Source organism: Aquimarina sp. MMG016 (assembly GCF_018100805.1).
GTDB lineage: Bacteria > Bacteroidota > Bacteroidia > Flavobacteriales > Flavobacteriaceae > Aquimarina.
In genome coordinates, this window is sequence record NZ_JAGJEA010000002.1 from 522,465 (window position 1) to 543,116 (window position 20,652).

Sequence of the window (20,652 nt, forward strand, 5' to 3'; positions counted from 1 at the left end):
CGTTATTATTTTAACAAAATCTATAAAAATAATCTTAACCAATTATGAAGAAAGTTTTTTTTACACTAATCATTGTCGCTTTGGTCTCTTGTAGTCCTGCACAAAAGACTATTATCTCAGCTAAGAAAACACTAAAAGGGGAGTGGTCTTTAGACAAAATATCTTACGATCGTTCCGGAATATTCGACGTTACATTGTATAACGATGCTTCTGCAGAATGTTTTACAGGTTCTACTTGGAAATTTATTCCAAATAACAATACTGGTAAATACGATGTAAACCAAGCTAGTTGTACATCCACAGGAGCTAGAAACTTTAGATTTACAATTCCTAAACCAGACGAAAGTGGCGAGTATAGCTTTATGTTCAAGCCAATCAATGAGAAGAAGAAAAGTACCAATAACAATAAAGGGTATAGAATGGCTTTGAAACATTTAGATGATACTACCATGACCTGGACTCAAACTGTGAGCTTAGAAGGTAAACCATTTGTAATTACAATGGATTTTAATAAACTACAATAACAATAATCAGAAATTTCAATATAATGAAGAAGAATATAAAAAAAATATCACTTGTACTATTATCTGTAGCGATGCTAACTGGATGTGATGCAGTACAAAATGCTAATAATACACAAAAAGGAGCTGTAATTGGTACTGCCGCCGGAGCTGTTCTGGGTGGAGTTATAGGAAATAATGTTGGAAAAAGAAATTCGGCATTAGGAGCTGTTATTGGAGGTGTTGTTGGTGGTGTAGCCGGTGGAGTTATTGGTAAACAGATGGATAAGCAAGCTCAGAAAATCGAGGAGGAAATTCCTGGAGCAGAGGTTACTAGAGTAGGAGAAGGGATTGATATCGTTTTTGATGAAAGTAGTGGAGTATATTTTGATACTAATAAATCTAATATCAATACTAAGTCCAGAGAAAACCTAAAAAAGTTAGTTGCTATTTTTAAGGAGTATCCAGATACTAACATTATAGTAGAAGGACATACAGACAGCACAGGTGATGATGCTTATAACTTGGAGTTATCAAAGAAGCGAGCTAATTCTGTAACTAGTTTTCTTATATCTAGTGGTATTTCTAAAGGACGTTTGACCACATATTGGCATGGTGAAACCTTACCAAAATATGATAACGGAACTGCAGAAGGAAGATCAAAAAACAGAAGAGTAGAGCTTGGAGTTGTTGCTAATGAAGCTATGAAACAACAAGCTATAGAGCAATCAAAACAATAATTTCTGTAATCATTATATTAAAATCCCGACTATCCAGTTGGGATTTTTTTATGCTTAAAATTTGTGTATCTTCATTTTATGAACATCGATTCACACATCATTATTATTGGAGGGGGCTTAGCAGGATTGACTAGTGCTATCCATTTGGCTAAAGCCAAAATTCCTGTAATTCTTATCGAAAAAGATACGTATCCCAAACATAAAGTGTGTGGAGAGTATATTTCTAACGAAGTGCTTCCGTATTTGGAGTATTTGGATGTAGAAATAGAGCAGTTAAATCCTGTGCAGATTACAAAATTTATGATCAGTACCCAAAACGGAGCGATCATTAATAGCAATTTACCTTTAGGTGGTTTTGGCGTAAGTAGATATGCTTTAGATCATCATCTTTGGGATAAAGCTAGAGAATTAGGAGTTAAACTAATAAATAGTCAAGTAGTTGATATAAAGCAAAATAGTGATGTTTTTGAAATTAAAACTTTAAGTAGTCAACAATTCACTTCTAAATACCTAATCGGAGCATATGGTAAACGTTCTGGTCTGGATCGTAAATTGGAACGTAGTTTTAGTGAAACGAAATCACCCTGGTTAGCAGTAAAAGCGCATTACAAAGCTGACTTTAGTGATGATACTGTAGCGTTACATAATTTTGAAGGTGGATATTGCGGACTTTCTAAAATAGAAAACAATATTGTAAACGCTTGTTATTTGGTGCATTACGATAGCTTCAAGAAATGTAAAGATATAAATAGCTTTCAGAATAAAGTGATGTGTCAGAACCCTCACTTAAAATCATTTTTTGCAAATGCTACTCCTATATTTGAAAAACCAATCACGATTAGTCAGGTGAATTTCGAGAAAAAGAAGCCTATTGAAAATCATATTTTTATGACTGGAGATGCTGCAGGATTGATCCATCCGTTATGCGGTAACGGAATGGCAATGGCTATACAAGGGGCTCAAATCTTGTCCGAATTATTAATAGTAGATTACCGACAACCTATTCTTTCTAGGTTACAGATAGAAAAAGAATATACAAAACAATGGAAAAAAGCTTTTTCTAAAAGACTGTTTACTGGAAGAGTTTTGCAACATGTTTTGTTACATAACCAAACACAGCAACTAGCACAAAAAATAGCAAGTACCATACCTTCAATTGTTCCCAAAATTATTAAACAAACTCATGGAAAACCATTAGTATGCTAATAAATACAGAATCCCGAAGTACCGAGGAAGAGTTGATGGATGATTTTACTATGGAAGGAGCTACCTTAGCAAAGACTCTTAAGGATATTGCTAAGTTGAATCGTTGGTTAGGCGGTAATAAAATAACATTAGACGGTGTAACCTTTTTACTAAACAATTTAACTAAGGATAAAGAATATGTAATAGTTGATATTGGATGTGGAAATGGTGATATGCTTAGAGAAATAGCCCAATTTGGTAGAAATAAAGGATATAGATTTAAGTTAGTTGGTGTAGATGCTAATATGTTTACGATTAAAAAAGCAAAAGAATTATCTACAGCATATCAAGAAATCGAATATCTCGTAGAAAATATTTTTGATGAATCTTATGCAAAACGTGAATTTGATATTGTTTTGTGTACGTTAACACTACATCATTTTGATAATCAACAAATAAGCGATTTACTTAAAACAATTTGCGCTCAAGCGAAAGTTGGAGTAGTTATTAACGACTTACAAAGAAGTAAGTTGGCTTATTATCTTTTTAAATTAGTTTGTGTTATTTTTATCTCCAATCCAATGGCTAGATATGATGGTGCAATATCTATTTTGAGAGGTTTTAAGAAAAGGGAGTTGTTGAATTTTACTAAAACCTTGCCATTAGTATTTCATCGTATTCGATGGAGATGGGCTTTTAGATATCAATGGATTATTAAGAAAACAAAATAAGTTTGAGCGTAAAAATAACAACGGTTGCCAAGCAATTGCCACAATATATGAGAGAAACAAAAGAGATTTTACCTTTTGTTTCACAATGGCTTTCTGGTCAGGAAGATAGATTCCGAAGAAAAATACTAAAGATCTTTGAAAATGCTGCAGTAGATAGAAGATTTGGTATTATGAGTATCGAAGAAGTATTTACCGCTACTTCTTTTCAAGAAAAAAATGATATCTATATTAGAGAAGTAAAGCAGCTAGGCACATCGGTGCTGAAAAAAGCACTTGATAAAGCAGGTTGGGACCCAAAGTCACTAGATTACATAATTACAGTGAGTTGTACAGGTATTATGATTCCTTCGTTAGACGCTTATCTGATTAATGATCTAAAATTAAAACAGGATATAGTTCGTCTTCCTGTTACAGAGATGGGTTGCGCTGCTGGAGTCTCTGGAATTATATATGCCCGAAATTTTCTACAAGCTCACCCAGGTAAGAGAGCAGCAGTTATTGCTATAGAATCTCCTACCGCTACATTTCAATTAGATGATTTTAGTATGGTCAATATGGTGAGTGCAGCTATTTTTGGAGACGGAGCCGCTTGTGCATTATTATCTTCTGAAGAAGAAGTGAATGGGCCTCAAATAATAGGAGATGAGATGTATCATTTTTATGATGCTACGACAATGATGGGATTTAGTATGACAAATGGAGGATTACAGATGGTTTTAGATCAAGAGGTTCCCGCCAAAATTGCGGAGCATTTTCCTAAAATTATCCATCCATTCCTTGAAAATTATGGAAAAAATATTGAAGATATTGATCATTTGATATTTCATCCTGGTGGAAAGAAAATTGTTCAAACTGTGGAAGAGCTATTTGGACATTTAGGAAAGAATATTGATGAAACTAAAGCTGTCCTAAAAGATTATGGAAATATGAGCAGTGCTACAGTATTGTACGTATTAGAGCAATTTATGGACAAAAAACCATCAAAAGGTGATTTAGGGTTAATGTTAAGCTTTGGTCCTGGTTTTTCTGCTCAACGAATATTATTGGAATGGTAAATTATGTATAAAGATTTTGAACATAAAAATGAATGGGCGCTTATTTTAGGAGGTAGTAGCGGTTTAGGTTTAGCTACGGCTAAAAAACTTGCCTCTCACGGTATGAACATCATCATTTTGTATCGTAATCGCAGAAGTGAACTAAAACAGATTGAAACAGAGTTTGAAGCCGTCAGAAGTCTTGGTGTGAGGATACTTTCTTATAATATCGATATTCAAAAACCTGAAAAGAGAGAAGAAGTTATTAATGACATTAAGAAAAGTATTCATAATGGAAAAATAAAAACTTTGGTACATAGCGTAGCTAAGGGGAACTTAAAACCAATGATTGGCGAAAGTCAAGAACTTAAAAATGATGATTTTCATTTAACCATTGATGCTATGGCAATTAGCTTATATGATTGGACAAAAGCTATTTTTACTTCTAAGCTTTTTTCAGACGACACTAGGGTTATTTCGTTTACTAGTGAAGGAAACATTAAAGCCTGGAAAAATTATGCTGCCGTATCAGCAGCTAAAGTAGCTCTCGAAGCTATTACCAGAAATATTGCACTTGAATTTGCTCCATATGGTATTAAAGCAAATTGCTTACAACCAGGAGCAGTAGACACTGCATCATTACGAATGATCCCAGGAAATGAAGATATTATAGAAAATAGTATCAAACGTAATCCTTTTAACAGATTAACAACACCAGAAGATGTAGCAAACATAGTATATTTACTATGCAAAGATGAAGCCGCTTGGGTTAACGGATGTATCATTCCTGTCAATGGTGGTGAGCATTTAAATTAGCTATTGCTTAACGTTTTAAATTAATCGATTATGAAAAACTTGTTTATACTCTGTCTCCCTATATTGATGCATATAATATCTTCTTGCAAAGACGATAACACCACCGCTATGATGATTTCAAACCCTGAAATAACAGGAGATACTGCAGAGATAGTAAGTGTGTCTACATCCGGAGATGAAAATAACTATACATTCAGTGTAGGAATTAAAAGTCCTGATACGGGTTGCGCGCAGTATGCCAATTGGTGGGAGGTCTTTACAGAAGATGGTACGTTAATCTATCGTAGGATTTTAGCCCATAGTCATGTCAATGAACAGCCTTTTGTGAGAACAGGAGGTCCGGTTGATATCAATAAAGATCAAATAATATATGTCAGAGCACATATGAATACAAGTGGATATGGTACTAAAGTCTATAAGGGAAGTATTTCAGCAGGATTTAATACTGAAACCTTGGCAGCTGACTTCGCTAGTGATTTAGCAACTACCCAGCCTTTACCAACAGGATGTTCTTTTTAAATTAAAATATAGATAGTGATTTCAGACTTTATCATACAAAATTTACCTTATGACAAACCATTTTTGTTTGTAGATCAGATTATTGATGTCAATGAAGATTATATTAAAGGAACCTATACTTTCAATAAAGACGAATTCTTCTACAAGGGACATTTTAAAGACAATCCGGTAACTCCGGGAGTAATTCTTACAGAATGTATGGCGCAAATTGGACTAGCTGGTATGGGTATTTATATGTATAAAGATAAACTAGAAGAACTCTCTGGAGTTGCAATGACTAGCAATACCATTGATTATTATAAACCTGTTTTTCCCGGTGAAAAAGTGACTGTAATTGCTGATAAAGAATATTTTAGGTTCCAAAAACTAAAATGCAATATCGCAATGTATAATGAAAAAGATGTTTTGGTTGCTAAAGGCAGTATTTCTGGAATGATAGCTAAATTCCATGCATTATGAGTATTGGATATGAATTAGTCAAGTTCGTTTTGAAATTAAAAGGAGAGAAAAAATCCTGGTCAAAAGATCCTATTGATTATATCAATAAAAGAAAACAAGATATTCATTCTCCAAATAAGTTATTGTTATGGGGCTGCAACTATACTTCTAAAAAAATACAAGACAGTATAATTACGGTTGTTAACCCTAAAAGCCAAAGTACTAGTCACCTGATTTTATATTGCCATGGTGGAGGTTTTATTTATGGTCCTACAAGAGAATATTGGATGGCTGTTGCCAAAATTGCAAAACAAACCAGTACAGAAACTTGGATGATTGATTATCCTAAAGCTCCCGAAAACACTATACAAACTATTACCGAAAATATATATCAAGTATATCTTGAAGCTTGTAAACAATATGAAACATCAAAAATTATACTTCTTGGAGATTCGGTAGGGGGAAACCTTATATTATCGCTTACACAACGGTTAATACAAGAAAATTTAAAGCTACCGAATAGACTTATACCTATTACACCGGTAATGGATGCAAGTCTTACGAATCCAAAAATAGTAGAACTTGATCCTATAGACCCGATTCTAAGTTATAAAGGAGTATTGTCTGCAAAAAAGATGTGTGCAGGTAATTTATCTCTTAGAAATCCTTTGATTTCGCCTTTATATGGTTCTTTTAGAAATTTTCCTCCTATACGTTTGTTTATGGCAACACACGATATATTAATGCCTGATCAAGAGCTTTTTGTGGAAAAGGCAAAAGAAGAAGGTGTAGATATCAAGGTTTTCACAGGAGAAGGAATGCCTCATATATGGCCGGTATTACCAATAATGAAAGAGTCAAAAAAAGCATTGCAACAAATTATTTCTATTATTAACCAGGCACTGCATAATGAAAGATAGGAGAGTAGTCATTACAGGATTAGGAGTGGTATCACCAAATGGAATGATCGTTTCAGAATTTTTAAATGCGATTCAGCATGGTGTTAGTGGTATTGAGTATATTGCAGAACTAGAAAAGCTAAAATTTTCCTGTCAAATTGCTGGAAAACCAAAATATAGAAAAGATTACCTAAACGATTACTTTAACAAAATTCAACTTAAAGGATTGAATGCTTCTGGGATAGAATATGGTGTAATTGCCGGTATGGATGCCTGGAAAGATGCAGGATTATCTATCAATACCTCCAACGAACCTCTTTGGAATGCCGGAGTGATTTTCGGAACTGGGATTCTAGGTGTAGATAAATTTAGAGAAGCGATTTACAAAGTAGATGAAGGCAATGTAAGAAGGCTAGGGAGTACATCGGTTACCCAAACTATGGCCAGTGGAATAAGTGCTTTTTTAGGAGGAATGTTAGGTTGCGGCAATGTGGTAACTACCAATTCTTCTGCTTGTAGCACAGGAACTGAAGCTATTTTAATGGCCTATGACCGTATTTCTAGTGGTAAAGCCGAAATTATCCTTGCGGGAAGTACAAGCGATAGTGGCCCTTATGTTTGGGGTGGTTTTGATGCTATGCGTATTTTACCACATAAATATAATGATAATCCTATTGAAGCTTCCAGACCAATGAGCGCTAGTGCCAGTGGTTTTATACCTGGAAGTGGAGCAGGGGCTCTGGTGATAGAAAGTTTGGAAAGCGCTCAAAAACGCGGAGCTACTATTTATGCAGAAATTCTTGGTGGACATATTAATAGTGGAGGACAGCGTAGTGGAGGAAGTATGACAGCTCCTAATAGTGTGGCTGTGAAACAATGTATAAAACAAGCCGTTATCAATTCAGGGATACAAGCAGATGATATTGATGTAATCAATGGTCATTTAACTGCTACCACCAAAGACGCTACAGAAATTAAAAATTGGAGTGAAGCACTTGGAAGAAAAGGAACTGATTTTCCTTATATAAACTCATTAAAAAGTCTAGTAGGGCATTGCCTGGCAGCTTCAGGAAGTATAGAAAGCGTAGCAACAGTATTGCAGATCAAGGAAAATTTTGTTTTTGGAAATATTAATTGTGAAGATCTTCATCCAGAGATAGCTTCAATCGTTTCCAGAGACAACATACCAACAGAAACACTTCAATATTCTCCTAATATTATCGCAAAAGCAAGCTTTGGATTTGGAGATGTCAATGCATGTATTATCTTTAAAAAGTATAATAATTGATAAGAATCACCATACTTAAGTGTAAAACTATGATTCTTACATACTTTGAAACTTAAAACATGACTCAAGAAGAATTACTTTCAAAATTAAAAACCATTATAGCACCATATTTACCTGAAGATGTTTCATTAGATGATGTGTCAATAAATAGTCATTTTATCAACGAATTGAATATTAATTCTGCGAACTTAGTAGATGTCGTATTGGATGTAGAAGACGAGTTCGACATAGAAATTGATAATGATGCCATGGAAAAAATGCTGACAGTAAAAGCTTCAATAGAAGTTATTGAAGGTAAACTAGCTGCCAAATAAAATTTTAGAAGATCTTCAGTTTTCTTTGACTTATCAAGTTTTACATTCCGCTTTTATCATTGATTTATGAAAATTTGTGATTTCTTTTTATACTTTTGGATGATATCAAATAAGTAATTCATTAATCAGAATAATAAGCAATACACAATGTCATTTTATAAAAAGGCTCTAGCTATAATAGCTATAGGAGGTATATTAAGTTCCTGCTCTAATTCAGAAGAAAAAACAACAGAAGTAGTGGATAATACTCCCGCCGAATTCAAAATAGATTACGAAAAATTTACTTTAGACAATGGTTTAGAAGTTATTCTACATGAAGATCATAGTGATCCAATTGTAGCTGTTGCTACGATGATGCACGTAGGTTCTAATCGAGAAAAACCTGGTAAAACGGGATTTGCGCATTTCTTTGAACATATGTCTTTCAATGATTCAGAGAATACTCCGGTTGGTGCTAACCGAAAACTAATACCGGAATGGGGAGGAGAACGTAATGGCGGAACTTGGAACGATGGTACAGTTTATTATGAGGTTGTACCGAAAGATGCATTCGAAAAAATCCTTTGGATCGATTCTGATCGATATGGGTATATGATTAATACCGTTACAGAAGCAGCTCTTGAAAGAGAAAAACAAGTAGTTAAAAACGAAAAACGCCAACGTGTGGATAATGCGCCTTATGGATATACTGATGAAGTTATCCGTAAAAATCTATATCCGGAAGGACATCCGTATAATTGGACCGTAATTGGCTCGCTTCCAGATCTACAATCAGCTACTTTAGAAGATGTAAAAGAGTTTTATGAGCAATACTATGGAGCGAGTAACGGTTCCTTGGTTATTGCTGGTGATATTGATGTAGCTGAAACTAAAAAATTAGTTGAAAAATGGTTTGGAGAAATCAGAAAAGGACCGGAAGTTAAACCATTACCACCAATGCCGGTAGCCTTAGAAAGCAGCAAGTCTTTATATTTTGAGGACAATTTTGCTAAACTTCCTGAGTTAAGGATGGTTTTTCCAACAGTAGAAAATTATCATCAAGATACTTATGCCTTAAATATTTTAGGCCAGTTATTAAGCGGAAGTAAAAAATCACCTTTATATAAAGTTCTTGTAGAAGAAAAGAAATTAGCTCCAAGACCTGCGACATTTCAGAGATCAAATGAGATTGCTGGAGAGTTTAATTTTATTGTTCGTGCTAATGCCGGCAAGGATTTAGATAGTGTTAAGTTAGCTATAGAAGAAGGTTTAGGTTTATTTGAAAAAAATGGATTTACTGATAATGAACTTAAAAGAATTAAAGCAGAGTTAGAAACTCAGCTATATCAAGGTTTTAGTACAGTACTTAACAAAGCCTTTCAATTAGTACAGGATAATGAATTTAACGGTGATCCTGGTTATATTTCTGAAGCTGCTCGATTAACTAATAATGTGACTCGCGAAGATGTAATACGAGTATACAATAAGTATATTAAGGATAAGCAATATGTAATGACTAGTTTTGTTCCTAAGGGGCAATTAGATCTAGCAGTTACAGATGCTACTCAGGCTGAAGTTTGGATTGAGGAAGTAAAAAAAGATGTTGCTAGTGAAGAAGTAAGCCAGGGAGAAGAAGCTGTTTATGAAAAAACTCCTTCTAAATATGACCGTAGTGAACCTGATTTTGGAGAGTTACCTTTGTTTAAGGCTCCAGAAGTATGGACTGCTGAAGAAGCTAACGGTATGAAATTATTTGGTATAGAAAACAATGAATTACCGCTAGTAAGTTTCGATATTACTATTCCAGGAGGTCATCTTCTAGATCCAATTGAAAAGTCTGGGATTTCCAGTTTTATGGCAGATATGATGATGGAAGGAACTGCCACCAAAACTTCAGCGGAATTAGAAGAAGCTATTGGACTTTTAGGAGCTTCCATCAATATGTTTAGTAGCACAGAAGAAATAAGAATTACAGCATCTTGTTTAGCTAAAAACTTTGATGAAACCGTAGCCTTGGTAGAAGAAATCTTATTACAACCAAGATGGGATGAAAAAGAGTATGCACGTCTAAAGCAAGCTTTAGAAACTAATTTAAAAGGAAGAGAAGCAAGCCCCAGGGCTATTGCATCAATTAACTTTAATAAATTGGTTTATGGTGAAGATAATGTTTTAGGGCATCCAAACTCAGGAACTCTAGAAACGGTAAGCAATATTACATTAGATGATCTAAAAGCACATTATGATAATTTATCTCCTAAAAATGCTACATTTCATGTTGCAGGAAATATAACCAAGAGTAGAGTAGGAGAAGCTTTGTCTTCTCTAGCTACTCAATGGACTGGTAAGGATGTAACACTTCCGGAAGTGGAAATTGCCAAAAAAGAAGAAGTTGATCAACTATACTTTATAGACGTACCGGGTTCTAAACAATCCGTAATTTTTATTGGTAAACTGGCTTTATCGGCTACTAATCCTGAATTTAATAATTTAGACTTTGCCAATGAAATTCTAGGAGGAGGATCCAGTGGAAGACTATTCCAAACACTTAGAATAGAAAAAGGATATACTTACGGAGCATTTTCTGGTGTAAGAAAACAACATAATATATCTCCTTTCTTTGTTGCCACTAGTGTACGTGCAAATGCTACACTACCTTCATTAAAAATCATAGAAGAAATGATCGCCACATATGGAGAAAGTTTTGACGAAGATGATGCTGAAACTACTAAAACCAAAATCCTAAAAGGTAGTACCAGGGATTATGAAGGGCTAAATGATAAGTTGAGCATATTAAGAGAGATGAGTAAATATAATAAGCCGGCTTCATTTATAGAAAAAGATCAAAAAGAACTCGTAGGAATGAGTGAAATAGATTTTAAGCTTATTATTGATAAATATATAGAAGAAAATAAGATGATCTATGTTGTAGTAGGAGATAAGGCTACTCAATTAGAAGAAGTTAAAAAACTTAATAAAATAGTTACAGAGTTGGATATACACGGAAATAAGATATAAACTCTAGATTTTCTAAATCAAAAAAGCAGTGTTACCATAAATAACACTGCTTTTTTTATATTAAGAAGTTTTTATTTTATAATAGGAAAGTGAAACTGAATATTTAATTTATTCCTTTTACGTTCATCATGAATATTCACACCATAATCACTGGTATGAATGGTAGTTTTACCCACCAGCTTTTTATCGTGTAAAGAAAAGGTTAGAATCACTTCTTTTGTAGTTCCTTTAATAGTAAGATTTCCTATCACTTTAAAAGTATTATTATCAAAATCTACCACTTGTTTACTTTCAAAAGAAATTTTAGGGTATTTACTTTCGTGAAAAAACTTTTTCCACATCAAATGACCATCCCGTAAAAAATTATCTGTATCAAGTGTTTCTACAAGAGCAGTACCTGCAAAAGAACTATTATTAGGGTCATTAGGGTTAAAATTAATTTTAAAATCCAAACCTTCAATGGTCCCGGAGGTTTCTTCATCTATAAAATCAAAAGTAACTTTAGAATTCTCTTTATCTATTTCTAAATTCTGATAATCATTGATTAAAGCATAATCTCCAGAATAAGAAACATACCCGTCATCAGGAAATTCTGTTTGCCCTAAACCCTGATAAACAAAGGTAAATAACATAAAAATGTAGAAATAAGCTTTCATAAATGTATATATTTAAAGGTGTTGTTTTAAACTATTTTTTGTTTTTAAAAGTAATAAGAAACAATAATCATTCCAAGTAGAGGAGTACTATTAAAAATATAAAAAGATGTTAATCCCAAAACAATATCTAAAAAAAACTAATAACTTAGAGAGTGTAAATCGATAAAAGTCAGGAGGATGTTTAAAAATTAAAACAGATGAAAAGCAAAAAGAAAAGTATCAGAAAGCGGTTATTTGCAGATTTCCAGAATAAGTATCGTCGTTCTTCCAATTTTGGTTATGGCTCTAAAAGAGATCGTTTTGCGATTTCCGGAGATGGTGAATTATCTGTTCCGGATAATAGCGAAAAAAACCAAAACGATACATAAGTCGTTATAAAACAGAAGGTGAAACCAATTATACATCACATATCGTGATTCCTTCTTTTAATGCTGCCATCTTATTCTCATAAGTTGGTATAAACTCTTGTGCCACATATCCTTTAAATCCATTGGCGACTATAGCCCTCATAATTGCTGGATAATTTAATTCTTGCGAGTCATTAATTTCGTGCCTTCCTGGCACACCACCAGTATGATAATGAGAGATGTAATGATTATATTTCTTAATAGTTGCAATAATATCACCTTCCATAATTTGCATATGGTAAATATCATAAAGAAGCTTAAAATTAGGCGAGCCTATTTTATCAACCAAAGCAACTCCCCATAGAGTATGATCACATTGATAATCAGCATGATCTACCTTACTATTAAGTAATTCCATAATAAGAGTAACATTATTCTTTTCAGCGTGTTTAACCAACGGTTCTAAACCTACTGCACAATGTTCTAATCCGGTTTTATCAGAAATTCCATTACGATTTCCAGAAAAGACTATCACTTGGTTGATACCAGCATGAGAAGCTTGAGAAATAAGTGTATGATATTTTTCCTGAAGCACTTTGTGATTCTTAGGATCATTGAAACCCTGAGTAATACTAGCAAAATTATCGGTAGCCAAAGAACACTGTAATCCTACATTACTAACAATCTTCCATTCATCAGGTGTTAATAAATCAATCGCTTTAATGCCAATCTCTTTAGCTTGTATGGCAAATTCTGACAATGGAATATCTTGATAGCACCATCTACATACAGAATGGTTTATATTACCCTTAAGTTTATTGTTAAGAGGAGTGAAGTTGGTAGTTTTAACATCTGGGAAATTTTGAGCTTTTAACTCTGTATACCCCAAAGATAATGCACCAATACCAAGCGAAATATTTTTAATTGCCTTTCTACGATTTAATTTAGAATTAGCCATAATGATATGAAATAAGATGGTCAAATAAATATAGACAATAGATATGACAAAATTCTTTATAATAAGTAAATTAGCTTTGAACGAGTTATTTGGTCAATGAAATTAGAATAAAAATGGGTGTTTTCACCCTTACACAGCAATTTTGTTTGTCATACCTTTAGAAAGGGAATTAACAAACAAAAAGTAACATGAAAAATCTTAAAACTTTTACTGGGGAAAAAGCCAAAAATGGAAGGAATACCATAAAAAACACATTAGAAATTGTAAGCACTATCAACAATAATGTATTTTCTGATATTCCTGAAAGATTACCACGTGCATACAGCATGAATCTTTAAATATCGCTTTACAAAATTTCTATATGACAAGATTTCTTTACATCATAAAAGAGGTCTAATGCAACGCTATACCATTTTAGATAGTCTTTTTTAAAGCATGGAAACGTGAATATGAATAGAAAAATTCTGTTTCACTAACCAAAAAGACATGATATGGATAAATTAATTACTCTACTGCTCATCTCTATTTTTTTGCTTAATACGACTACCGGGTATTCGCAAAAAAAAGGCAAAGAATCGAAACTAACCGTTGATAGTTTTTCATTTTCAGATCCATCTGATAATAATCAGCATAAGTATTTTACATTAAGTTATGGAATTAGCAAAAATCTTTTTGCAGAAATACACGGATATTATGACAATGTATACATAACGATTGATGTATTCAGAGTTCCTATTAGGGCAAAGAAATATCTTTCTGATAAGTTCTATTTTTTTTCTGGTTTTGAAGCTGAATACCATATAAAGAAAGATACTTCAGAAATATTTGCTACTCTATATAAATTCATAAATGGTGTGGGGTATGAGGTGAACAGTAATTTTTCTATGGAAGTAAAACAAGATTACAATTTAAATACGATAACAGATCCACAGTTTATTAACTTTACAGGAGGTCCAAACTTATTTAAACTTAAAGCAAAGTATAAGTTTTAAGATTCTAATCTATGTCGATAGTTAAAATATTAATAACAAATTTTTTAATTATTTAATATTCACTATTTTATCATAAAATTGGGAGGATATGAAATACTTAATGATAATTGTAATTGTACTTTTAGTAGGATGTGCAGGCACTAGTGATATTTCTACTAAAGTAATAGAAAATAATGGTGTAGATCAGCTAGTAGATCTCAAAAAGTTGTCTATAGCATCAGATTGGGCATATCCCATGGTAACTACAGGAGTAACAGCTTTGGCTAACAGTGGTTTATATCCTATAGGAAGTTCTGTAAATCAAATTAATTTAATTGGAAACCCAAATCATTTTAGGGTTAATGGAGATAGTATATCGGTATACCTACCATTTTTTGGAGATCAACAAATGAGTGTAGGTTATGCTAGTAGGGATATGGCTATTAGATATGATGGAATTCCTGATCGGTTTGAATCAATATTAGATACCAAGAAAAATCGTAACATTTTGAAATTTGATTTTAGGAACAAGGTGGAATCGTTTAGAGCAACAGTCACCATTTATAACAATCGTACTAGCGAAATAATTATTACCAGCAGTCATCGTAATCGAATTCGATATAAAGGAGTTGTATCAGATTTACCAGCAGAAATTTATAACTAAACGAAGAAACAAAGAATAGTGTAGTATTCAAAATATTCTATTTTACATAATATAAATTATAGTACAAATGTATTTATTGTAGCAAATTGGCGGATGCTTGCATTTTACATAGTTGCAGATATAACGACACCGTCAGGTGTTTTATATCGTCAGCAATTATGTAAAAGCCAATTTGCGAAACGTTAAGCTCATTCGTAGCTATAATGTAATACTATGTAAAATATCCCACAGTAATTCTATTCCATATTAATTTTAGCTACTTGGGTCATCATAATTTCAAAAAAACTATTGCTTAAACATTCTGCTCACATTTGTAGCTATAATTTGCCGTTATGTAAAATTGCCGCTGCCTATGCGCTCGATTGTTTTATAAAAATTTAAATGCCTTTCATGGCATTTATTTTTACACACAATATCCAACCGCATAGCCCACGCCAAAAAAAGCAAACACTTTTAGGTGTGTTATAAATCGCGTATTCGATAAAACATCCGTACAAAAAGTTTTTATGAGATTCTCGTGAAGGTTTCCGCAAGAGTATAAAATTACTCTTCGAGATAATTTTTATACACTTGCTACATAAATAGCTTTGATTGAACCTTTTTTAATAATGCTTATCTTTTTTTCTTGATAAAAAAAGAAACAAAAAAATCAAGACTTCCCAAAACTTTGGAAACAATCACGGCGCAGTCGCTATATTTTAGAAAACATTCTGACTTCTAAGATTGTTTGAGCTCCAATAAATATGTATTTACTCTGATTAAACCTTAGTACTAAACCTCTAAAATATTGACACTCCTTTGCCTATTGTTTAAGCCAAAGTTTTCTGAGGCCATTTTTGAACTTTTGGATTCTATTTTACATAATGTTAAATATTTTAATGTCTTCCACAAAGAGGTTTTAATTTCTGAGCAACTAATTTCTCGATAATATTCAGATACATACTATTAGTGCTTTCAATTTTAACAACATTAATTCTTATATCGAAATCACAGTCTTTTGCAAAATGTATTAATTGTAAACCCTGTGTATTTCCACTATGATAGTACCCTAGATGTTGATTAATTCTATTTGTGATATTTGATGTCTCCCATTTTTTAGTATAACCGCCACGTCGAATACCTACATATAGTACATTACTATCTTTGTTTTTATTTGTTGCAGGAACACTTCTATTGGAGTTTGATGCTCTATATTCGTTTAAACGAGCATTTAGTTTTTTAGCCTCTTCTTTTGTTCCTAATTCAAACCAATATAAGCAGTCACATCTTATTTCGTCTAATTCTCTATAGATGTATTTTGAGTTTTCAATGTCTTTTAAACTCGTACTAAAATTTTTATGATCAGGTAAGTCTTTTATATTAAAGGATATAGAAAGCCTATACCCTATTTCATTAACTATTTTGGTACTTATCGATTCAAAAACATTATTTACTTTAAAAATTTCGTCTGTTATATCCATATTCTATATAAACGTGATTTGTAATACTTGATTTGATAAAAACTTCTATTATGTATATGTATCTCTCTATAAAGCTATAACATTAGCTTCTCCAAACCATTCAATCGCTTTAGTTAATACAGCTTCATCTGGTGAATTGAAATATATCGCTAATTTTTCTTTAGACCTTGTACAACAAACATAGAATAGTTTTTGAGTTCTATTTAGTACAGATTCAGAACCTGTTGCTAAAAAGAGGTTTTTAAAATTATAATTATTCCATCCTCCATTATCTAAAACAACTAATACATTATCAAATTCTGCTCCCTTAGTTTTATGTTGAGTTGAAAACGGAGTTAAACCTTCTAAGTAAATAAATAATTTTTGGAACTCCTTATATTTTACATTCTTAACTCTGTTAAACAAATACCCTTTATCGATTATAAACCTTTCTAATTTATCATCAATTAAACAAACACCATTTTCGTTAGCTTCATTTATTACTTCTTCAATAGTTTTTTCCCCAACATTAATTAATGATTCAATGCTTGCTTTTAAAATTCTTTTGTCTTCTATTCTTCTGATACTAAATCTATAATCTGTAGCTCTTAAAAATTCATTATAACGTTTGTTAGAATAGAGAAAAATATTAGTTTCTATTTTATATAAATGTCTAATTAAAGCATCTCTTTTTGAACCTTTTTTATTTTCATCATCTTCATCTTGTTTTTTATCATCAAGCAATTGATCTTTGTCTACATATATTTTTGAAAAGACATTCCAGATTTCATTTCTAGCTGTTTCGTACAGTTCTTGATTTTCGTCAATAAACCGTTGCATTGCAGGAGTAGGATTTACACTTCCAAGAATATCTATGACCTCGCCAAAAGTTTTTTCAGATAAATCTTCTTCTATTGGATTATCTCTTAAATGTCTACGTATTCGGTTCTTATAATTAAGAATACCATCGTTATTGTAGATATTCATTAAGTTGCGAATTTCAGCTTTATCAGCTATCAGATTATGGGTTAAGTTTAACTCTTTTGTGTTTTTCACATCATTGAAATCCCAAGCTAGATGGTTTTTAATTTTTTCAATATCATTATCGTATGAATATAAAAATTTAATGTCTCCTAACTTCAATTGTCCATCACCACCCATATTTGGCGCATTGGGGTCATCAGATTCGGTCTGAGTCAGGCCATCGGTCCTTAATCTATTTGCTAAATCAATTATAAGTTTAGGGTTTCTTCGATTTTGTTCTTTTTTAACTTCTTTTATTTGCCCTTCTTCTTCTCCTTTATAATTGTCCAAATTCCCAATACCATCATCGTAAATGGATTGCATTGCATCTCCAAAAAAACCGACAATATTACTTTTACTACTTAATTTAAAATGGTCTAAAAATATCTCTATTACTAGCTCATTAGTATCTTGGTACTCATCCACGAAAATGAACTTAAATTTATCCTTAAGTATATCACTGAGTTTTGGGTATGTCTTAAACATATGATTCGCCAAAATCAATAATTCATCGTGAGATATAATCCCTTCTGCTAATCTTAAATATTCTTTGTATTGTATTCCTTTTTCAATGTCTTTAAAATAATCTGTAGGAACCTCTGTATCTGAAATTTTAATTCTTGTTATCTCATCGTCATTTGCTAAATCTATCAAACCTTTTTTGAGTTCTTTCTGAAAATGTTTTATGTTATCCCATAAAAAGTCATGAATAGTAGTAACATTTAGATTTTTATGATTTACTCTTTCCTCTATTTCCTTTACAGCTGCATTAGTATAGGTCATACAAGCAACTTTTGAAGTTGGATATTCTTCAATTACTTTTTTTATGACTTGAACAAGCGTAAATGTTTTACCACTTCCTGCTCCTCCACTCAATAAAAAGTTATCTTCATTTTCAATGTGTTTCAATATTTGTTGAAAATCATCCAGTTCTTGAGTATTTTCGTCTACTGTTTCAACCATAATAAACCTTCTTTTATATATAGTGGAATTTGCCAATTGGTATAATTTTCATCTGTATGGAACAAAATATCTAGTGCAAAATGTGTTTTTTTTCTAACACATTCTTCTGCTAATTTGTAAGAGTCATTTTCAGCAACATCAAAATACGTTCTATTCTTCAATCCTTTAAATTCTTCTTTTTTTTTATTAATAAATTCTCTATTGATTTGAATAAACGAATCCTCAAAGCTTCTAGCATTTACTCCATTTTCCATTGTTTGATAAACAACACAAAGGTTTCCATTAACGTCTGATTGCCATATATCTCCATTCTTTGTGATTTTTTTATTATCAATTGTAAATACTTTTAACTCATCTAACGAAGCATTATTAAAAAATAATTTTAGTGCATCATTCGAATAATCAGTTCCAACAACAACTCTACACTTTTTAGTATCATCACCTACCGCATCTAAATCTGTTATTATTAAAGTTTTAATCTCTATAAACTCAATAAATTTTTCGAAAATTTGTGAAAATGCACCAACTTCAATTATTGAGATATTCTGAGAACATAGTGGATGTTTTGGGTCTATTTGATTTAACCCTTCAAACCTTCTCTTTTCTTCAAAATCATTTTTTTTCATTAGGGTAGGAAACAAAATTCTTTCTGTATCTCCTTCTATGAGAATTGCTTTATCTGCAAAAAATATTTCAGCCCTATTTAAAGTCAAATATTGCTTTAAAAATTGATATTGTTTTGGATCTTCTTGGTATTGCTCTTTAAGTGTAATAAGATTTTTTGCAATAACATTATTCTCACTTTCCTTCTTTAAATATTTTATATCATCAAAATTACTTTCTGCAACAATATGAGAAGAATGAGTTGTAATTACAGTTTGTAATTTTCTATTATCTCCGTCCTCACGAATGATACCTTGATTGAGAATTGATTTTATATTTTTTATAAAGACATATTGCATTTGAGGATGCGTATGAGCCTCAGGCTCCTCAATAAAAAACAAATTAATATCTGACGGTCTTTCTAGCTTACTTTTTTTGAATTCTTGAATTTTAATTTCGATTTCAAAAATCATACTAATCAGATTCATATACCCTAAGCCATTGTTATATTCAGGTAGAGTAGTATCGTTATGTTTATACATTACTGTTGTATTTCCAGATAATAACTCTCTGTGTTGCAAAGACGATTCTATACTAATTGTGGAATCATCATTTCTAATACCGCCGAATAACCTTACTTTTTCAACAACATTTTCAAATAAAGATTCATAAATAGTAGAAAATGTATGATCTGTTGATACTAATTCATCTTTAAACTTTTCTATTTGTTCATTTTGCTCATCTGTTTTTTCAGTTTGATTATAAATTTCAGATGTCTGAGTGGATAAGGTTTTGTCGTTTTCTTTATTAGTAACACTTCTTTTAGCGCTAATAAACTTGAAATTGATAATTTCTTTAGTAGATATTTTTTCTGAATCTAAATCGATATATACATAATCATTTTCTTCATTATCAGTTTTATCATACTCAATAGATTTTCGATTAGATTTGAAAAAATCTCCTTGATATATTTTTAAGAAATCATAGATGTCTCTAGTTTTATAATCTTCATTTTCAGCTTTTTTATTAACTTCTTTTACTTGAAATTCAGTATGTTTATCTTTAATTCTTTCGAGAGCATCGTATGTTAAATGGTATTCATATCCAAGTACAATTTTATTGTTTTCAGGATCTAGATCCATCATTACCCTACTAATATTCGTTAAATCATCACTCTCATCATATTCAATGAAAAGTTTAAGTTTTATTCCAATAGGTTTATAATTTGACTCTAATGGCAAATCCCCTTCAATTAAAGCTTCTAGTTCTTTTTTAAAATCTATATTAAAATCATCAAAAGAAAATCGACTCTTTTCAGAGCCATTTAAAAAACTATTTATTACAGTTAGTAAAGATGTTTTTCCTGTATTGTTTTTACCAATTACAAGAGACATTATCTCTTCTAAATCAATTGAAAACTGTTTTAAAAGTCTATAATTTTCAATTTTAATCTTTGTTATTTTCATACATATAAAATTATGCCTTATAGTAATCTGACTATAAGTCTTCTTTTCGTTTTGATAAAGTGTATGGGGTAATTTTCAACTCGAAATGGAGTCTATCAAATATA

General features: G+C 31.8%; 21 protein-coding genes. 16 read left to right on the forward strand and 5 right to left on the reverse strand.

Going from position 1 to position 20,652, the window contains the following annotated elements; all coding sequences use genetic code 11:
• Positions 1-44: 44 nt before the first annotated feature.
• From J8M14_RS05255 to J8M14_RS05310, 12 genes are all read left to right on the forward strand, one after another.
• Positions 45-524 carry a lipocalin family protein gene (locus J8M14_RS05255; RefSeq protein ID WP_211073529.1) on the forward strand — a complete coding sequence of 160 codons (480 nt, stop codon included), beginning with the start codon at positions 45-47 and terminating at the stop codon, positions 522-524.
• A 23-nt stretch (positions 525-547) separates the two neighbouring features.
• Positions 548-1,240, forward strand: a complete 693-nt coding sequence (locus J8M14_RS05260; protein ID WP_211073530.1) for an OmpA family protein — start codon at positions 548-550, stop codon at positions 1,238-1,240.
• Between the two features lie 78 nt (positions 1,241-1,318).
• Positions 1,319-2,446 carry an FAD-dependent oxidoreductase gene (locus tag J8M14_RS05265; RefSeq protein WP_211073531.1) on the forward strand — a complete coding sequence of 376 codons (1,128 nt, stop codon included), beginning with the start codon at positions 1,319-1,321 and terminating at the stop codon, positions 2,444-2,446.
• A complete protein-coding gene (locus J8M14_RS05270) occupies positions 2,440-3,156 on the forward strand; it encodes a methyltransferase domain-containing protein (RefSeq protein WP_211073532.1) in 717 nt (238 codons plus the stop codon). The genes J8M14_RS05265 and J8M14_RS05270 overlap by 7 nt, the downstream gene beginning before the upstream one ends.
• Before the next feature lie 2 nt (positions 3,157-3,158).
• A complete protein-coding gene (locus J8M14_RS05275) occupies positions 3,159-4,211 on the forward strand; it encodes a type III polyketide synthase (RefSeq protein WP_211073533.1) in 1,053 nt (350 codons plus the stop codon).
• 3 nt (positions 4,212-4,214) lie between these two features.
• Positions 4,215-5,006: an SDR family oxidoreductase gene (locus J8M14_RS05280; RefSeq protein WP_211073534.1), complete on the forward strand. Its 792-nt coding sequence runs from the start codon at positions 4,215-4,217 to the stop codon at positions 5,004-5,006.
• 30 nt (positions 5,007-5,036) lie between these two features.
• Positions 5,037-5,525 carry a hypothetical protein gene (locus J8M14_RS05285; RefSeq protein WP_211073535.1) on the forward strand — a complete coding sequence of 163 codons (489 nt, stop codon included), beginning with the start codon at positions 5,037-5,039 and terminating at the stop codon, positions 5,523-5,525.
• Positions 5,526-5,540: 15 nt separating this feature from the next.
• Positions 5,541-5,984 (forward strand): FabA/FabZ family ACP-dehydratase, encoded by a 444-nt coding sequence (locus J8M14_RS05290; protein ID WP_211073536.1) that lies wholly within the window; start codon positions 5,541-5,543, stop codon positions 5,982-5,984.
• Positions 5,981-6,883: an alpha/beta hydrolase gene (locus J8M14_RS05295; protein ID WP_211073537.1), complete on the forward strand. Its 903-nt coding sequence runs from the start codon at positions 5,981-5,983 to the stop codon at positions 6,881-6,883. The genes J8M14_RS05290 and J8M14_RS05295 overlap by 4 nt, the downstream gene beginning before the upstream one ends.
• On the forward strand, positions 6,873-8,150 hold the full coding sequence (locus J8M14_RS05300) for a beta-ketoacyl-[acyl-carrier-protein] synthase family protein (RefSeq protein ID WP_211073538.1): 1,278 nt from the start codon (positions 6,873-6,875) through the stop codon (positions 8,148-8,150). The genes J8M14_RS05295 and J8M14_RS05300 overlap by 11 nt, the downstream gene beginning before the upstream one ends.
• Before the next feature lie 59 nt (positions 8,151-8,209).
• Positions 8,210-8,464 carry a phosphopantetheine-binding protein gene (locus J8M14_RS05305; protein ID WP_211073539.1) on the forward strand — a complete coding sequence of 85 codons (255 nt, stop codon included), beginning with the start codon at positions 8,210-8,212 and terminating at the stop codon, positions 8,462-8,464.
• Between the two features lie 147 nt (positions 8,465-8,611).
• Positions 8,612-11,458, forward strand: a complete 2,847-nt coding sequence (locus J8M14_RS05310) for a pitrilysin family protein (RefSeq protein ID WP_211073540.1) — start codon at positions 8,612-8,614, stop codon at positions 11,456-11,458.
• A gap of 71 nt (positions 11,459-11,529) precedes the next feature.
• Here the strand turns inward: J8M14_RS05310 and J8M14_RS05315 are convergent, their stop codons facing one another.
• On the reverse strand, positions 11,530-12,114 hold the full coding sequence (locus J8M14_RS05315; protein WP_211073541.1) for a YceI family protein: 585 nt from the start codon (positions 12,112-12,114) through the stop codon (positions 11,530-11,532).
• 197 nt (positions 12,115-12,311) lie between these two features.
• Here J8M14_RS05315 and J8M14_RS05320 point away from each other — a divergent pair, with 197 nt between their 5' ends.
• Positions 12,312-12,482 carry a hypothetical protein gene (locus tag J8M14_RS05320; protein ID WP_211073542.1) on the forward strand — a complete coding sequence of 57 codons (171 nt, stop codon included), beginning with the start codon at positions 12,312-12,314 and terminating at the stop codon, positions 12,480-12,482.
• Between the two features lie 28 nt (positions 12,483-12,510).
• On the opposite strand, the gene J8M14_RS05325 is transcribed toward J8M14_RS05320, so the two are convergent.
• Positions 12,511-13,419: a TIM barrel protein gene (locus tag J8M14_RS05325; protein ID WP_211073543.1), complete on the reverse strand. Its 909-nt coding sequence runs from the start codon at positions 13,417-13,419 to the stop codon at positions 12,511-12,513.
• Positions 13,420-13,607: 188 nt separating this feature from the next.
• Between J8M14_RS05325 and J8M14_RS05330 the strand changes: the two genes are divergently transcribed.
• The 3 genes from J8M14_RS05330 (at position 13,608) to J8M14_RS05340 (ending at position 15,054) form a co-directional block, all read left to right on the forward strand.
• Positions 13,608-13,757 carry a hypothetical protein gene (locus J8M14_RS05330; protein ID WP_211073544.1) on the forward strand — a complete coding sequence of 50 codons (150 nt, stop codon included), beginning with the start codon at positions 13,608-13,610 and terminating at the stop codon, positions 13,755-13,757.
• A gap of 153 nt (positions 13,758-13,910) precedes the next feature.
• Entirely contained in the window at positions 13,911-14,411 is a 501-nt protein-coding gene (locus J8M14_RS05335; RefSeq protein ID WP_211073545.1) for a hypothetical protein, read from the forward strand.
• Between the two features lie 88 nt (positions 14,412-14,499).
• Positions 14,500-15,054: a DUF4251 domain-containing protein gene (locus J8M14_RS05340; RefSeq protein ID WP_211073546.1), complete on the forward strand. Its 555-nt coding sequence runs from the start codon at positions 14,500-14,502 to the stop codon at positions 15,052-15,054.
• 875 nt (positions 15,055-15,929) lie between these two features.
• Here J8M14_RS05340 and J8M14_RS05345 read toward each other — a convergent pair.
• The 3 genes from J8M14_RS05345 to J8M14_RS05355 all read right to left on the reverse strand — a co-directional run bounded on the left by J8M14_RS05345 (position 15,930) and on the right by J8M14_RS05355 (position 20,548).
• Entirely contained in the window at positions 15,930-16,514 is a 585-nt protein-coding gene (locus tag J8M14_RS05345; protein ID WP_211073547.1) for a GIY-YIG nuclease family protein, read from the reverse strand.
• A gap of 66 nt (positions 16,515-16,580) precedes the next feature.
• Positions 16,581-18,479: an ATP-dependent helicase gene (locus J8M14_RS05350; protein WP_211073548.1), complete on the reverse strand. Its 1,899-nt coding sequence runs from the start codon at positions 18,477-18,479 to the stop codon at positions 16,581-16,583.
• Positions 18,464-20,548, reverse strand: coding sequence for an ATP-dependent endonuclease (locus J8M14_RS05355; RefSeq protein ID WP_211073549.1), 2,085 nt, complete (start codon positions 20,546-20,548; stop codon positions 18,464-18,466). Before J8M14_RS05355 ends, J8M14_RS05350 begins: the two co-directional genes overlap by 16 nt.
• Positions 20,549-20,652: the final 104 nt, after the last annotated feature.

What these genes read in the sequence shown, in the direction of transcription:
- J8M14_RS05255 (WP_211073529.1), top strand. Translation starts at nt 45, where the DNA reads ATGAAGAAAGTTTTTTTTACACTAATCATTGTCGCTTTGGTCTCTTGT.
- J8M14_RS05260 (WP_211073530.1), top strand. Translation starts at nt 548, where the DNA reads ATGAAGAAGAATATAAAAAAAATATCACTTGTACTATTATCTGTAGCG.
- J8M14_RS05265 (WP_211073531.1), top strand. Translation starts at nt 1,319, where the DNA reads ATGAACATCGATTCACACATCATTATTATTGGAGGGGGCTTAGCAGGA.
- J8M14_RS05270 (WP_211073532.1), top strand. Translation starts at nt 2,440, where the DNA reads ATGCTAATAAATACAGAATCCCGAAGTACCGAGGAAGAGTTGATGGAT.
- J8M14_RS05280 (WP_211073534.1), top strand. Translation starts at nt 4,215, where the DNA reads ATGTATAAAGATTTTGAACATAAAAATGAATGGGCGCTTATTTTAGGA.
- J8M14_RS05285 (WP_211073535.1), top strand. Translation starts at nt 5,037, where the DNA reads ATGAAAAACTTGTTTATACTCTGTCTCCCTATATTGATGCATATAATA.
- J8M14_RS05295 (WP_211073537.1), top strand. Translation starts at nt 5,981, where the DNA reads ATGAGTATTGGATATGAATTAGTCAAGTTCGTTTTGAAATTAAAAGGA.
- J8M14_RS05300 (WP_211073538.1), top strand. Translation starts at nt 6,873, where the DNA reads ATGAAAGATAGGAGAGTAGTCATTACAGGATTAGGAGTGGTATCACCA.
- J8M14_RS05305 (WP_211073539.1), top strand. Translation starts at nt 8,210, where the DNA reads ATGACTCAAGAAGAATTACTTTCAAAATTAAAAACCATTATAGCACCA.
- J8M14_RS05310 (WP_211073540.1), top strand. Translation starts at nt 8,612, where the DNA reads ATGTCATTTTATAAAAAGGCTCTAGCTATAATAGCTATAGGAGGTATA.
- J8M14_RS05315 (WP_211073541.1), bottom strand. Translation starts at nt 12,114, where the DNA reads ATGAAAGCTTATTTCTACATTTTTATGTTATTTACCTTTGTTTATCAG.
- J8M14_RS05320 (WP_211073542.1), top strand. Translation starts at nt 12,312, where the DNA reads ATGAAAAGCAAAAAGAAAAGTATCAGAAAGCGGTTATTTGCAGATTTC.
- J8M14_RS05325 (WP_211073543.1), bottom strand. Translation starts at nt 13,419, where the DNA reads ATGGCTAATTCTAAATTAAATCGTAGAAAGGCAATTAAAAATATTTCG.
- J8M14_RS05330 (WP_211073544.1), top strand. Translation starts at nt 13,608, where the DNA reads ATGAAAAATCTTAAAACTTTTACTGGGGAAAAAGCCAAAAATGGAAGG.
- J8M14_RS05335 (WP_211073545.1), top strand. Translation starts at nt 13,911, where the DNA reads ATGGATAAATTAATTACTCTACTGCTCATCTCTATTTTTTTGCTTAAT.
- J8M14_RS05340 (WP_211073546.1), top strand. Translation starts at nt 14,500, where the DNA reads ATGAAATACTTAATGATAATTGTAATTGTACTTTTAGTAGGATGTGCA.
- J8M14_RS05345 (WP_211073547.1), bottom strand. Translation starts at nt 16,514, where the DNA reads ATGGATATAACAGACGAAATTTTTAAAGTAAATAATGTTTTTGAATCG.
- J8M14_RS05350 (WP_211073548.1), bottom strand. Translation starts at nt 18,479, where the DNA reads ATGGTTGAAACAGTAGACGAAAATACTCAAGAACTGGATGATTTTCAA.
- J8M14_RS05355 (WP_211073549.1), bottom strand. Translation starts at nt 20,548, where the DNA reads ATGAAAATAACAAAGATTAAAATTGAAAATTATAGACTTTTAAAACAG.